The 13,755-nt window shown below is 56.3% G+C and carries 13 protein-coding genes; 11 read left to right on the plus strand and 2 right to left on the minus strand.

The genetic code is table 11. The features are described from left to right. From ACFO1S_RS14325 to ACFO1S_RS14335, 3 genes are all read left to right on the plus strand, one after another. Positions 1-213 (plus strand): hypothetical protein (locus tag ACFO1S_RS14325; RefSeq protein WP_378127002.1); only part of this gene is annotated, 213 nt, incomplete at its 5' end. A 44-nt stretch (positions 214-257) separates the two neighbouring features. Then, positions 258-2,621: a glycosyltransferase gene (locus ACFO1S_RS14330; protein WP_204605874.1), complete on the plus strand. Its 2,364-nt coding sequence runs from the start codon at positions 258-260 to the stop codon at positions 2,619-2,621. Between the two features lie 17 nt (positions 2,622-2,638). Continuing rightward, on the plus strand, positions 2,639-3,427 hold the full coding sequence (locus tag ACFO1S_RS14335) for a methyltransferase domain-containing protein (protein WP_204605881.1): 789 nt from the start codon (positions 2,639-2,641) through the stop codon (positions 3,425-3,427). A gap of 49 nt (positions 3,428-3,476) precedes the next feature. On the opposite strand, the gene ACFO1S_RS14340 is transcribed toward ACFO1S_RS14335, so the two are convergent. Together ACFO1S_RS14340 and ACFO1S_RS14345 are read right to left on the minus strand one after the other, a co-directional pair. After that, positions 3,477-4,256, minus strand: a complete 780-nt coding sequence (locus ACFO1S_RS14340) for an FkbM family methyltransferase (protein ID WP_378127003.1) — start codon at positions 4,254-4,256, stop codon at positions 3,477-3,479. Between the two features lie 22 nt (positions 4,257-4,278). Next, complete coding sequence (locus ACFO1S_RS14345) at positions 4,279-5,403, minus strand: methyltransferase domain-containing protein (protein WP_204605873.1); 1,125 nt, start codon at positions 5,401-5,403, stop codon at positions 4,279-4,281. 191 nt (positions 5,404-5,594) lie between these two features. Here ACFO1S_RS14345 and ACFO1S_RS14350 point away from each other — a divergent pair, with 191 nt between their 5' ends. The 8 genes from ACFO1S_RS14350 (at position 5,595) to ACFO1S_RS14385 (ending at position 13,729) form a co-directional block, all read left to right on the plus strand. Continuing rightward, a complete protein-coding gene (locus ACFO1S_RS14350; protein ID WP_204605872.1) occupies positions 5,595-6,731 on the plus strand; it encodes a glycosyltransferase in 1,137 nt (378 codons plus the stop codon). Positions 6,732-6,880: 149 nt separating this feature from the next. Then, on the plus strand, positions 6,881-7,918 hold the full coding sequence (locus ACFO1S_RS14355) for a mannose-1-phosphate guanylyltransferase (RefSeq protein ID WP_204605871.1): 1,038 nt from the start codon (positions 6,881-6,883) through the stop codon (positions 7,916-7,918). Continuing rightward, entirely contained in the window at positions 7,918-8,868 is a 951-nt protein-coding gene (locus ACFO1S_RS14360; RefSeq protein WP_204605870.1) for a GDP-mannose 4,6-dehydratase, read from the plus strand. Before ACFO1S_RS14355 ends, ACFO1S_RS14360 begins: the two co-directional genes overlap by 1 nt. 17 nt (positions 8,869-8,885) lie before the next feature. Then, the gene (locus ACFO1S_RS14365) at positions 8,886-10,097 is read left to right on the plus strand and encodes a hypothetical protein (RefSeq protein ID WP_378127006.1); all 1,212 of its coding nucleotides are present in this window, start codon (positions 8,886-8,888) and stop codon (positions 10,095-10,097) included. A gap of 13 nt (positions 10,098-10,110) precedes the next feature. Further along, positions 10,111-11,250 carry a glycosyltransferase family 4 protein gene (locus ACFO1S_RS14370; RefSeq protein ID WP_378127007.1) on the plus strand — a complete coding sequence of 380 codons (1,140 nt, stop codon included), beginning with the start codon at positions 10,111-10,113 and terminating at the stop codon, positions 11,248-11,250. Positions 11,251-11,652: 402 nt separating this feature from the next. Further along, positions 11,653-12,114, plus strand: a complete 462-nt coding sequence (locus tag ACFO1S_RS14375; RefSeq protein ID WP_204605868.1) for a CtsR family transcriptional regulator — start codon at positions 11,653-11,655, stop codon at positions 12,112-12,114. Positions 12,115-12,132: 18 nt separating this feature from the next. Next, positions 12,133-12,648 (plus strand): UvrB/UvrC motif-containing protein, encoded by a 516-nt coding sequence (locus ACFO1S_RS14380; RefSeq protein WP_204605867.1) that lies wholly within the window; start codon positions 12,133-12,135, stop codon positions 12,646-12,648. A 16-nt stretch (positions 12,649-12,664) separates the two neighbouring features. Then, the gene (locus tag ACFO1S_RS14385) at positions 12,665-13,729 is read left to right on the plus strand and encodes a protein arginine kinase (RefSeq protein WP_204605878.1); all 1,065 of its coding nucleotides are present in this window, start codon (positions 12,665-12,667) and stop codon (positions 13,727-13,729) included. Positions 13,730-13,755: the final 26 nt, after the last annotated feature.

Below are 13,755 nucleotides of genomic sequence, written 5' to 3' on the forward strand. Positions count from 1 at the left end.
GCCGTGACGACTTCGTCGCACGGGTTCGCTTCCAGTTTTCAGGGCGCAATCTGCCCGATTGACGAAGCACTCTCCATCCCGGAGGGTGCTTTTTGGCATTTCATTTTCTCATTCGGTTCGCGTAATCTGCGTCATTCTGAACGCTCGGTTCTCGCTTTTTTTCTGCTCCCCCGGCGTGTGCCCATGCCCTGCGTCGCGGAAGCCATACAATAAGCATGGGATCGAAGTCTGAAGCGAGCGGAGGTGACCCTTTTCCCATGAATATTGCTTTCGATATGTTTTTTGCCAAGACGGAGGCTATGAAAAGAGGAATCGGGCGGTACTCCCAGAACATGATCGAAGCCATTCTTAACCAGGATGCCAAGCATACCTATTATTATTTCTACCCGGACGTCAGCAAAGGCGCGGAGTACCTTAAAGACCAGTTGCAGCAATTTTTGTATCGCAATCGAATCGATGTCTACCATATGACGAGCCCTTTTAACCTGTTCCACCTGCCGGCGAATCTGTTCCAAGCCTATAGCGACTCCATGCTGAACAAAGCCTGGTTCGGATATACACGGGTCGCGGCAACGCTCTATGATGTCATTCCTCTCGTGCTGGAGAAGCAGTACATGAACGATTTTGTGAGACCGATCTATATGCGGGTCATTGAAATGATTCGGTCTTGCGATATCATCTACGCGATTTCGGAAACGACCAAGCAGGATGCGGTCAGATTGGCGGGAATAGAACCGGAGAAGATCAGCGTCATCATGGGTGGTTACGATCCGAAATTCAAGGTTTTGCCAAAGCGCGCTCCGGCTGCGGCGGCAGAGCGTTATGGAATTGTGCGTCCGTACGTTCTGTGCACGGGAGGAGACGATCCGCGCAAAAATCTGGCGAGGCTGATCGAAGCTTTTATCGGGGCGAACCGCAAGCTGTCCGACGCCTATCAGCTTGTCATCGTCTATAACTCTTCGGCAACCGAGAAAAGCGCTATGCTTGATCAGGCAAGCCGGCTCGGAGCAGAAGGAGCGCTCGTGATTACAGGCTACGTTGCGGACGACGAGCTGGTGGAGCTGTACAACGGCGCCGCTCTGTTTGCTTTTCCCTCGCTTTACGAGGGGTTCGGTTTGCCGATTGTCGAGGCAATGGCATGCGGAGCTTCGGTGCTGACGTCCAACAATTCCTCTCTGGCGGAGATCGGAGAGGATAAGGTATATCAGGTCGATCCGGAGAGTCTTGAGAGCATAGCCGACGGCCTGGTTTATTTGTTGACCCGGCCGCTGCTGCTGCAGGAAATGGCGGAGAAAGGCTTGAAGCAGGCCCGGAAGTATAACTGGGAAACGGTAGCGCTTAAGGTGATGGAAGGGTATGAGAAAGTATACCGCAGAAAAATCGCGGTGTTTGCCCCAAGACATGCGTTCTACCCGCAAGCCTACGGCACACTGTATGAGGCTGTTCCTTATCTGACGAATCGAAGCGATGTCGATGTATACGTCGAACAGGTTCTAGTGGAGGAACGGGGAAAAGCGAGGAGGCAGGATAGTCCGATCTCCGTATATCCTCATACCGAATTCGAGCAACGCAAAGGCCAATATGAGTATGTCCTCTATGAGCTCGGCAACGAGGAACGTTATGCGTTCTTGCTGCCCTACCTGGCCAATATGGCGGACCAGCCGGGGATTGTCGTTCTGACGGAGGAGCACCTTCACGAGCGGATGTGGAAGAGCACCATTGAGGGCAACGATCTCCAGGCTTATTATCGCGGCTTGGCTAAGGAGTTCGGGCTTCAAGCGCGCCAGTGGATGAACTTAATCTTCGAGGGAAAGATCGCACGCGCGGAGGTACCGCTGTATCGCGAATATTTGGATAACGCCAATTTCATTCTTGCGTATAGCCGAAGAGCTGAAGACAAGTTGGCGAAACGGCAGTACCGGCGCGTCCTGCATGCCCCCGCCCCGGCCAATCCGGGACTCGCCGCAGCGTCTTCGGGCAGCTCGCCGTTCCTGCTGGCAAGTGTGGCTGACGGAGGGAATTCGTTTCCGTTTCCGTGTCCGATAGTTCTGAAGGCGCTAGGCAGGCTTGCGGCTCAAGGAGACGCGAATTTTCGCTATACGATCCTATCGGACCGCGAGCTGATCTTGTCCCCCGAGCAGCTTACGCTTATAGAGGAGCTGGGGTTACGGCGGCATATCCGACTGAAGAAGATCATCTCGATCCAACGCTACAAGAAACAGCTTGCGCGAACCGATGCGGCCATCGCCTTATTTCCTCCAGGCTCCGAGGGGGCTCCGGATACGGTGATGGAGCTGGCTGCGGGGGGCATTCCCACGATTGTGGCGGACTCGCTCGCATACGAGGATTTTCCCGCGGATGTGTTCGTGAAAATCCCGACGGGCGAAGAAGCGGAGGACGCTTTGCTTCAAGCTTTAACAGAGCTTTATCGAAGCAAAGACAAGCGAGAGGCGCTGTCCGAGCGAGCAAAAGCTTACATGCACGAACGGCAATCGCTGCCGCAATTCGCGGAGATGCTTCAGGATGCGATCGATCAGAGCGGCCTTCTGGGGGAGGCCCCAACCGTACTCTGGCGCATACAACAGAGCCCGGACGGCGTGCCGAGCATTCGCAATATATGACGAAGGGAGAGGAACGGATGCTGGGCTCGCAATTGTGCAGAGAAACGGATTTCGCCGAGCCGTGGTTTATTCAGAGCTGCTTGAAGCTAGGGGAAAAAATGAGGTTTCACCGGAAGCTGTGGGAGTGGTGCTACATTTATGAAGCGCTGCGCGAACGGGTAATGCTGATGCCGTTCAAGCGGGGACTCGGCTTCGGAGTCGGGAAGGAGCCGCTGACCGCTGCATTCGCCGCCTATGGAGCCGAGATTGTGGCAACCGATCTGGAGGTCGAACGCGCGAAGCAGCAAGGCTGGGTCGATACGAATCAGCATGCCGTCAATTTGGCGGACTTGAATGAACGGGGGCTGTGCGATCCTCATCAGTTTGCCCAGTTGGTGACCTACGAGAGCGCCGATATGAACCGGATCAGCGACGCCTACACGAATCAATTCGATTTTACATGGTCTTCCTGCAGCTTTGAGCATCTTGGCTCCATCGAGCACGGCAAACGCTTCATCGTAAATCAGATGAAATGCTTGCGGCCTGGCGGCGTGGCCGTGCATACGACTGAATATAATCTGACGTCCAACGACGGTACGCTGGAAGCCCCAATACTCGTAATCTTCCGGCACAGAGACATAGAAGCGATGGCCGACGAGCTCAGACGGGAGGGCTACCGGATTACGATCGATTATACCGCAGGCACGGGCCCTAACGAATCCTATGTGGATCTGCCGCCCTATAGCAACCCCGTTCATCTCCGCCTTATGCTCGGTCAGTATGTATCCACTTCAATAGGGCTGATTATCGAGAAGCCCAAGTTCTGACATGGAAAAAGCCGCCGAAGCGGCTTTTTCTTCTATCACCGATCCCGACCTACTGGCGAATCATCAGGAGATCCCAATGCAGATGGCCGGTATGAGCGGCCAGAGTATCCAAGGACACCGGAGCGATCGCTTCGCCGTTCATCGGCACGTTGTAGATGGTAAAGCCCTTATCCACGAAACGCTGCATAATCGGACGAGGAGCATGGCCTCCCCAAAGCATCGGTAAATATTCCATGAAGATGACCATTCTGCCGTTAGCTTCAATAACCTCGAAGAGGCTATCCATAATATACGGCTCGCCGCCGTCGATATCGATCTTGACCACGTCGACCTTCTTGGAAGGGCCTAGCAAATCCGACAATACGGCTTTCTTGACCTTCGTGCGGGTGACCTGATTAATCTCCAGCATGGAGGGATAGAAAATGCTGGACCCGCCCTCCCCGCGGGTTTCGATGACCTCTTCCCCGTTCGAGTCCGACAGCATGACCCGGTGAAGCTTCACATGGCCGTATCCGTTAACGGCCGCGCTTCGGAGCAGGTGCCGGTGGTGAAAGGGATTGGGCTCGAACGCATGCACAACACCTGTCGGGCCGACCTGTTGGGCGGCCAGCAGCGTGAAGTAACCGCTATGAGAGCCGATATCCAGCACGGTCATCCCCGGACGAACGACCGACAGGAACGTTCCCGTCAGCCACGGCTCCCACCCTCCCGTCAGGTAGATCGCCATACATACAGGTTCCCGAAGGTCCAGAAACATGGCAGGTCCGGCAGTCAGGTTTGTGAGTACGGTATGGTCTCCGACATAGACATGAGGCCTATATTCGAACAAGGTTATTCCTCCTCAGGGGTAATTACGAATCGCGCATGAACAGCAAGCAGGGCACCTTTAAGCGGCTGCGGGCGGAATTATGCTGATAGAGGCGCAAGGAGGCGTCGCGCTCTTCCCGGTCGAGCACAATTCGGTGAACGGCCTCTCCCGACCCGGCGACGCGTTCGCTCCACAGCAGCCGGCGCCCGTGATCCGAGACCATCTCCAGCGTAAATTCCCCCGATCCCTCGATGTCGAACGACGTCTTCAGTACGTAGCTTCCGGGAGCAAGCGTCAGGGGATGGCTGTAGAATGGATAACCGGGGCGATTGGCCGGAAAACAGCCGTCCTTGTCGAAGCCTGCGGGTCGGATGAACGGGGAGAAGTAGACGCTGGAGATGAGAGGTGCGGGCATGTAGACGAGAGGAGAAGCCTCCGGGAGCTCCGGGGCGATATCGGGTCCGACTTTGCGAAGACGAATGACGGCAATCCCGTTCGCGAACATGAATGGACTGTCGAACATCGTCTCGGTCAATTCCCCCTTCTCGCACTGAATCCAGCATTGAGGCGGAGTCTGGAGATGCATATCCATGTCCTGCTTGCGAAAATACGAGATAGTCGCAGCCTCCCTAGGGACGCCGTACTTATCGGTAAGGAGCTGCAGGTAGGCATCGCTGAACTGGATCAGCCAGCCCATGTCCATCAGCTTGCCGAACGGCACGGTAACGAGAGCCGTCCCGCCGGGCGCAAGCAAGTTGTAGATTTGGCGAATAGCCCGAAGCGGAGCTTCGCGATCGCCGGATTTTTGCTCCCCGTAAGCATGCTGTCCGACGTGCTCGACGGTCGATAGGCAAAGAATCAGGCTGTGCTTGCCGTCATATTCCATTAGATCCACGTTCAAGACGCCTGGGGCTTCTTCGAACTTGTCGAGCACGATTCGATTGGCCAGAGCGGCATCCTGTTCCAGCAGAGCTTCATAGTTCGCGAGAACGTTGCCGATCTCCAGATACGGCTCTCCGATACCGGCCTTCTGCGCCTTCAGAAAACGAAGAGCGATCGGGATCTCAATCGTTCGCTCCGAGCAGTTGCCATAGGGGAGCTGGTTGTAAGCCACCGGCTCGCGATCAACCAGAAAGTAGTCCAATAGCTCCAGGCCGGCAATTCCCATGGGCCGCAGTCCTTCCTTAACTGAGGTAGGTAGATATCACCAGTAATGAAGTATATGCGGCAATCTCATTTGTGCATGGACAAATGTCGGTCCTGAACGACGTTTCGATCCTCAATTGCCTCTTCGGTGCACTGCTGCTGGCACGCACATATAATGACCCAAATGAACGCGTAAAGGAGAGACGGTGCTCGATGACCTGCACGGGAGTCTATTGGGTAGGCCCGGTATACGATATGGGCGGGTACGGGAACGTATCCCGCAATTATCTAAGGGCGCTGGAGGCGGCGGAAATACCGGTCCACATCGCGCCGACGATGGCAAGCAGCCATCGACTGGAGATCGGCGAGGAGACCGTTCAATGGCTGGAGAAGCTCTCGACTGGAAAAATCGGGGACAGCCCCGTATGTATCCAGCACGGGGTGCCCGCCCACTTTCATATGCACGTGCCGTCAATGTCGACGAAAAAAACAATCGGGATTACGCTCTTCGAGACCGATCGCGTGCCGCAGGACTGGCCTTCGCAATGCAATCGAATGGATGAGCTCTGGGTTCCCTCCAAGTTTAATTACGATACCTTCTCCAGAAGCGGTGTAGACGCCTCCAAGCTGCGCGTCGTGCCGTACCCGATCAACGTTACGCGCTTCTACCCCGGACGTCCTTACAATCAGATCGTATTTTCCCCTCCGTTGCGCAAGTTCTCCTTTCTCTACGTGTTCGGGTTCGATTTTCGCAAAGGCGTCGACCTGCTTATCGATGCCTTCTGCCGGGAGTTCGGCCGGGACGAGGATGCCTCTCTTGTGCTGAAGGCGTACGTCCATAGCGGCTATACGCCGGAGAAGGTCATGTCGGTGATTCGATCTTACGCGCCCGAGGAACGATTGTTCTCGCAAATTATCGTGATCGTGGAGCCTTTCGAAGAGCAGGAGCTGATCGATCTGTATCTTAATTGTGATGCCTACATCTCTGTCGACCGGGCAGGCTGGGGCATGCCGGCGATGGAGATGATGTCGCTGGGCAAGCCGGCGATCGGCTTAAACTGGGGCGGATATACCGAATTCATGAACAAGGAGAACAGCGTCCTGATAGAACCTGAGAAGGAGCTGGTGCCGGTAGACGCCAAGCTGCAATCGGAGCGTCCGGAGTACTACCGCAGCCACATGTGGGCGGATATTCGGCAGGAAAGCGTGGGTAAAGCCATGAGGGAGCTCTATGAGAATCGGAGCAGGCGGGAGAGGATCGGCAGAAAGGCGGCCTTCGATATGCACTTCAGATATTCCCCCGCTGCCATCGGCAATAAAATCAAGGAACTGTTGGGCATGAGTCGATAGGCAAGACCCTTTTCCGGCAGCCGATAGGCCATTGGACCATTTACAGGGCGGAGTAGTCAAGCGTCCATGCCATGCGGGTGGGCAGTCCATACAATAATCCGTGCATTTGCAGCGGTCGATCCGCCGGGATCGGGAAGGGGATCTGACTCATGAGAATCATCATTATGGCGGGCGGCAAGGGCAGTCGTCTATGGCCGAGAAGCCTGGAGGACAGACCGAAGCAATTTCTCGCGCTCACATCGGAGGAATCGATGCTGCAGCAGACCTATCGCCGTCTGACCCGCATCGTGCCGCCGAATCGGATCTATGTGGTGACTGCGGTGCAATATCGGCCGCTAGTGCTGGAGCAATTGCCGGAGCTGGATGAGGAACGGCTGATTCTGGAGCCCGTCCAGCGGGATACCGGGCCTTGCGTCGCTTTGTCCGCGCTTCATTTTCTCCGTCGGGGAGAGGATGAGACGCTTGTTCTGATGCCTTCGGATCAGCATATCCCGAATGTGCTCGCCTTGAATGAAGCGCTCTGCAAGGCGGAGAACATAGCGGAGTCCTCCGATGCGATCGTGACGCTCGGCATCGTGCCGGCCAGGCCCGAAACGCATTACGGCTATATTCTGACTTCCGGGGGAAAGGGGCATGAAGGGGCGCGCAAGGTGCTCTCGTTCGTGGAGAAGCCGGACAGGGACACCGCGCTTCAGCTCGTAGCCAAACCGGATGTATTCTGGAACAGCGGCATTATGGTGTGGAGACCGTCTACGATTGCTCGAGCGATGAAGGAGCATCAGCCCGGTCTATGGGACGCATTGGCGAAAGCCGGCGCGGAGCTGGACCGAATCTATGCGCAATTGCCGAAAATCTCTGTCGATTATGCCGTGCTGGAGAAGGCGAACAACCTCTACACGATCCCTTTCCGCTACGAATGGGAGGACCTGGGGAGTTGGGCGTCCTTGGAGCGGATTCGGGAGGAGGAGGCGGATTCCAACGGCAATATTTTGCATGGGTCCGTTCATGCCTTCGACTCCAACCACAACATTATCTTTGCCGAAGGACGCAAAACGATTGTGATCGGAGCGGAGGATTTGATTATTGTCTCTACCTCGGAGGGCTTGCTGATCTGTCATAAATCCAAGGAATCCGATCTTAAAGCGATCGTTCAGCGTGTCGAGAAACAAGGAGGAGGCGTCGGCTAGTGAAAGCGCTCGTGACGGGAATATCGGGCTTCGTCGGCAGTCATATGGCGGAGTTTCTGCTGCGGCAAGGCGCGGAAGTGGTCGGGACGATACGCAATCGGAGCCGTATGGACCACATCTCTCATTTGCTGAAGGACATACGCCTGGAAGAGTGCGAGCTGAGGGACCCGTTCTCGGTAGAATCGCTTATCGACCGGGAGAGGCCGGACCTGATCTTTCATCTGGCGGCCCAGAGCTTTGTGCCGACTTCCTGGAATTCTCCGATCGATACGATCCATAACAATGTGGCGGGACAGGTGAATCTGTTCGAGGCGGTCAGAAGATTCGGCCTGAAGGCGAAAATTCAAATTGCCTGCTCCAGCGAGGAATACGGGCAGGTGGAGCCGGAGGAGACGCCGATTAAGGAGACGAACCCGCTCCGCCCGCTCAGCCCTTACGCCATCAGCAAGGTCGCGCAGGATTATTTGGGCTATCAGTATCATCGGAGCTACGGGCTGCATGTCGTCCGGACGATTACGTTCAACCATACCGGTCCAAGGCGCGGAGAGCAATTCGTCACCTCCAACTTCGCCAAGCAGATTGTCGACATCGAGAAGGGCAGAAAGCCTCCCGTCCTTCACGTGGGCAATCTGCAGGCGAAGCGGGATTTCACCGACGTGAGGGACGTTGTCCGGGGCTATTGGCTGGCACTGGAGAAGGGGCAGCCGGGGGAGAACTACAATATCGCCTCGGGGACCTGCTATACGATTGCAGAGATGCTGGAGATGCTGCTGTCCTTCAGCGACGTAAGGATCGAGGTTAAGACCGATCCGAGCCGTTTGCGCCCGTCCGATGTGGAGATTCTACTTGGAGATTCCGCCAAGTTCCGCGCAGCGACCGGCTGGCAGCCGGAAATTCCGTTCGAACGGACGCTGAAGGATCTCCTTCAATACTGGCGATCCCAGCCATGAAGGAGGGAGAAATGACGATGTACACGATGTGTACGATTATCTCGATGAACTACATCGCATTCGCCCGAACGCTCGTGAAATCCTTCCTGGAGCATCATCCGACCGGCAAAGCCTTCGTTCTGCTGGCGGATGAGGCCGACGCTTCGCTGGCAGAGCGGGAGGAGCCGTTCGAATGGGTCGGCCTGCACGAGATCGGGCTGCCCGAGTGGCCAAACCTGCGATTCCAATACGATGTCACGGAATTCAACACCGCCGTTAAGCCCTTCTTCCTCGAATACTTGCTATATAAGCGCGGGCTGGAGTCCGTTGTCTATCTGGACCCGGACACCTGGATTACACAGCGAATGGACGACTTTCTGCGCGAGCTGCCGAGGCATGCGATTGTCTTGACGCCGCATCTTCTCTCGCCGCTCCCGGACGATCGTCAGAAGCCGGAAGAGGTCGACCTGCTCAGGAGCGGGGTGTACAATCTTGGCTTTCTGGCTCTGACCCGCAAGGATGAGACACTGCGGATGCTGAAGTGGTGGAAGGCGAGATTGACGAGCTATTGCGTTATGGATCCAGCGGCGGGGTATCACGTCGATCAGAGATGGATGGATATGGCCCCGGCTCTATTCGAGGGCGTTCATATTCTTAAAGACAAGACGTATAACGTCGCATACTGGAATTTGCACGATCGCCCGGTCACGCTGCGCAACGGCAGCTACGAGGTTGCCGGAAGCCCCCTTACGTTCTACCATTTCAGCGGAATGCCCGCGGATTTGAGCTGCATCTCGAAGCATCAGACTCGTCATCGGTGGTCGAGCATGCCGCATCTGGAGCAGCTGTTTCGGGAATATGTCGCCCACCTCGTTGCGAACGGCTATGCGGAGACGGCGGGGAGAAGATATGCCTACGGCTATTTCGACAACGGCATAGCCATCCCCGCCTTGGCCCGAAGGCTGTACCGCAAGCTGGGGGCGTTGCCGGCGTTCGGGAATCCGTTCCTGACCCTGACGCCTCACGGGTATTACAGCTGGCTATTTTCCCCGACGAGCATTACGGCTCCCATCCCTCAGCTGCTCAAGGAAATCTACGAGACGCGCGTGGATCTGCAAAGGCTGTTCCCGGCCGCCTACGGGGAGCATCGGCAAAGCTTGATGACGTGGGCCAGACAGTTTGCTCCGCTCGAATACGGCATCGATCCGATTGTTTGGCAGCCGGTTATCGATTCGATGATTTATCGGTGAGGTGAGTCAAGTGGTGCCTGGCGTAAATCTGATCGGCTACGCAAAATACGAGATGGGGATCGGCGAGTCCTGCAGGCTGGCGGCAAGGGCGTTGAGCGCGGTCAATGTGCCGTTCGGCATGCTGGATTACTCGGGAGGCAATATGTCGCACAGGGGAGAGTACTCTTGGTCATATCGGGAGATCGAAGCGCCGATCTATCCGGTGAATCTGTTTCACATCAACGCCGATCAGATGGGCCTGGCCTATGCCACGCTTGGACGGGACTGGTTCGAGGACAGGGTAAATATCGGTTATTGGCATTGGGAGCTGCCCGAGTTTCCCGACGAATTCGCGGAAGGCTTCCGCCACGTGCACGAGGTCTGGGTGCCGTCCGCATTCGTCCGCGACAGCCTCATTCGGAAGTCCCCCGTGCCGGTGATGGTCATTCCTCACGGCATTCATGTCGAGGTCCCCTCTGACGCGGGGAGAAATCGCTTCGACTTGCCGGAACGAAAGTTTCTTTTCCTGTGCATGTATGATACGTTCAGCTATTCCTCCCGCAAAAATCCTTCCGCCGTGCTCAAAGCTTATCGGTATGCCGTTCAGCGTCTCGGCTTGCCGGCGGGACTGGTCATCAAGATGAACAACCCCCAGAAAACGGAGGTCGACAACCTGAGACGCGAAGCGGAGGGGCTGCCTGCCGTCCGCATCATCGACAGGGTGCTGAGCCGGTCGGAGGCCAACGCCTTGCTGAATTGCGCCGATTGTTATATTTCGCTGCACCGGGCGGAAGGCTTCGGCCTTCCAATCGCCGAGGCGATGTATCTGGGCAAGCCGGTTATCGCGACGAACTGGTCGGGCAATACGGACTTCATGAGCAGCGAGAATTCGGGAACCGTTGGCTGCAAGCTCATGCGGATCGGAACCCACTATGGGCCCTACAAAGCTCACCAGATCTGGGCCGAGCCCGACGAGGAGCATGCCGTGCACCTGATGCGCAAAGCGGTATACGACGAGGCCTGGAGGAAGCGGATCGCAAGCAACGGACGGGAGACGATACGCGCCCGCTTCTCGCCGGAGGTATCGGGTGAGGCGATGCGCGGCAGACTGTCCGCGCTTTCGGCAAAGCTCCTGCAGAGGACGGAGGAGAGCCGGCTTCCGTCAAGCAAATAGAGAGGATTACAGCACAGGCAGGCTGTTCGGGAAACTTCCGGCAGCCTGTTTTTGCGGGCATGTCTTTGCGCGTAACAGCAGCCGGGAGGAAGAGAAAGGCCGAAGATGGGAGCGGATTCGGGAAGCGCAATCCCAAGCGGCCGCAAAGAGGAGGAAACGAAAGATCAAATTGTCAGCTCGGCGCGATAAGTACGAAAGGCGCCTTTGGAGAATACTGTACGCGAGAAGGTAACGGCGTGTCGTCGGACAGCCGGAAGAGACATTTGCATTTTCGCGAGGACAGCGTATAATGTAGATATAGTCAAAGAAAGTCAAAGTCAGATCCACCCCTGATGAACATGTCGGCAATTTTGCGGTAAATCCGCTTGTGCGGGCCATGCATCCATGAAAGGAGGCTGGATAGTGCGTAATATTACAGAGCTTATCGAACATTATCTTAAGCAAAGCCTGGAGAACAGTCTGGAAGGCACGATCGAGATTCAGCGAAGCGATCTGGCAGACAAGTTCTCTTGCGTCCCCTCGCAGATCAATTACGTGATCAGCACGCGGTTTACGCTGGAGAAGGGCTATTTCGTGGAGAGCAAGCGCGGCGGAGGCGGATATATCCGCATTCAGCGCGTCGATCTGCCATCGCTGGAGGCCGTGCAGCGCCATATTCGCCAGACGGTGGGAGAGACGATCGACCAGACGACGGCGGAAGGGCTGATCTACCAATTGGTGGAGGCACGGTTCGTGACCGAGCGCGAAGCTTATTTGCTGAAGGCCGTGATGTCAAGAGACGCCTTGGCGCTCAAGCTTCCGGTTCGGGACGAGATTCGCGCCAAGCTGCTTAAGGCGATGCTGATCGCCTTGCTTACGAAATGAGAAAGGAGGCAGGAAGCCATGCAGTGTCAAGATTGCGGCAAACGGCCGGCCTCGCTGCATTTCACGAAATTCGTCAACGGGGAGAAAACGGAGCTGCATATTTGCGAACCTTGCGCGAGGGAAAAAGGGGAACAGCTCCCGGGAGCTGGCAGCGGATTTTCAATTCATAATCTGCTGTCGGGCATTCTGGATTTCGAGCCTTCCAACGCCAGCCCTCTTGCGCAGCAGCCCGCGACGGTGAAATGCGAATGCTGCGGAATGACCTTTGCGCAGTTCAGCAAGCTCGGACGATTCGGCTGCAGCAACTGCTACAAAATATTTTCGGAGCGGCTTGATCCGCTGCTCAAAAGGGTACATGGTAGTACGGTTCATGTCGGGAAGGTGCCGAAGCGGGCAGGCGGTCATCTCAAGACGAAGCGGGAAATCGACCGCTTGAAGAAAGAGATGCGGGGGCGGATCGAGCGGGAGGATTTCGAATCCGCGGCGCAGCTACGGGACCGGATTCGGGAGCTTGAGAACGAAATGAGCGGTTGAAGGGCAGGGAAGAATGATGGCAAAACGTAAATTCGTCAAACAGGCGCTCAGTCAATGGATGACAGGTGAAGGCCCGGATTCCGAAGTCGTCGTCAGCAGCCGAGTCCGCGTCGCCCGCAATTTGCGCAATATGCCGTTTCCGATCATGGCGGCGACGGAACAATCCCTGTCCGTGATGGAGCAGCTGCTCGGCGTGGCGGAGAGCGGGCGCTTGAACGGACTCGGCAAGATCGAGCATGTGCGGCTGTCCGAGCTGACCGAGCTGGAGAAGCTCGTGCTTGTTGAGAAGCATCTGATCAGCCCCAATCTGGCGAACGACTCGCGTAACGCGGCATTGATCCTAGGCCCCAATGAAGACATTAGCGTCATGATTAACGAAGAGGATCATTTGCGCATTCAATATCTATGTTCGGGGTTTCAGGTTCGCGAGGCTTGGGATATGGCCAGCAAGGTGGACGACATTTTCGAGGAGCAGGTCGACTACGCCTTCGACGAGAAGCACGGCTACTTGACAAGCTGCCCCACGAACGTAGGCACGGGGATTCGGGCCTCGGTCATGATGCATCTGCCCGCTCTGGTAATGACCGGGCAGATCAATCGGATTCTGTCGGCGGTAACCCAGGTCGGCCTGGCCGTCAGGGGAATTTACGGAGAAGGCAGCGAAGCGACCGGGAACCTGTTCCAGGTGTCCAACCAGGTTACGCTGGGGCAGTCGGAGCAGGAAATCATCGAAAATCTGTTCCAGGTGGCGCATCAGATTATCGAGCATGAGAAATCCGCCAGAAGCAAGCTGCTTACCGAGTCCCGACTTCGCGTCGAGGATAGGGTGCGGCGGTCCTTCGGAATCCTGTCGCAGGCCTTGATCATGGATTCGAAGGAAGCTTCGCAGCGGCTCTCGGACATCCGGCTAGGCTCCCATCTCGGGCTTCTCCCCGAGGTCGATCCGCTTTCCATGAACGAGCTGCTCGTGTCCACGCAGCCCGGATTCCTGCAGATGACGTTCGGCGAGGCGATGAGCCCGGAGGACCGGGACAAATCCAGGGCGGATTTAATCCGTTCCCGGCTGGCAACTCTTTCTTAAATGCTTTATTCTAACTTTATTAGGAG

The sequence above is a fragment of the Cohnella boryungensis genome, assembly GCF_042651945.1.
Lineage (GTDB): Bacteria > Bacillota > Bacilli > Paenibacillales > Paenibacillaceae > Cohnella > Cohnella boryungensis.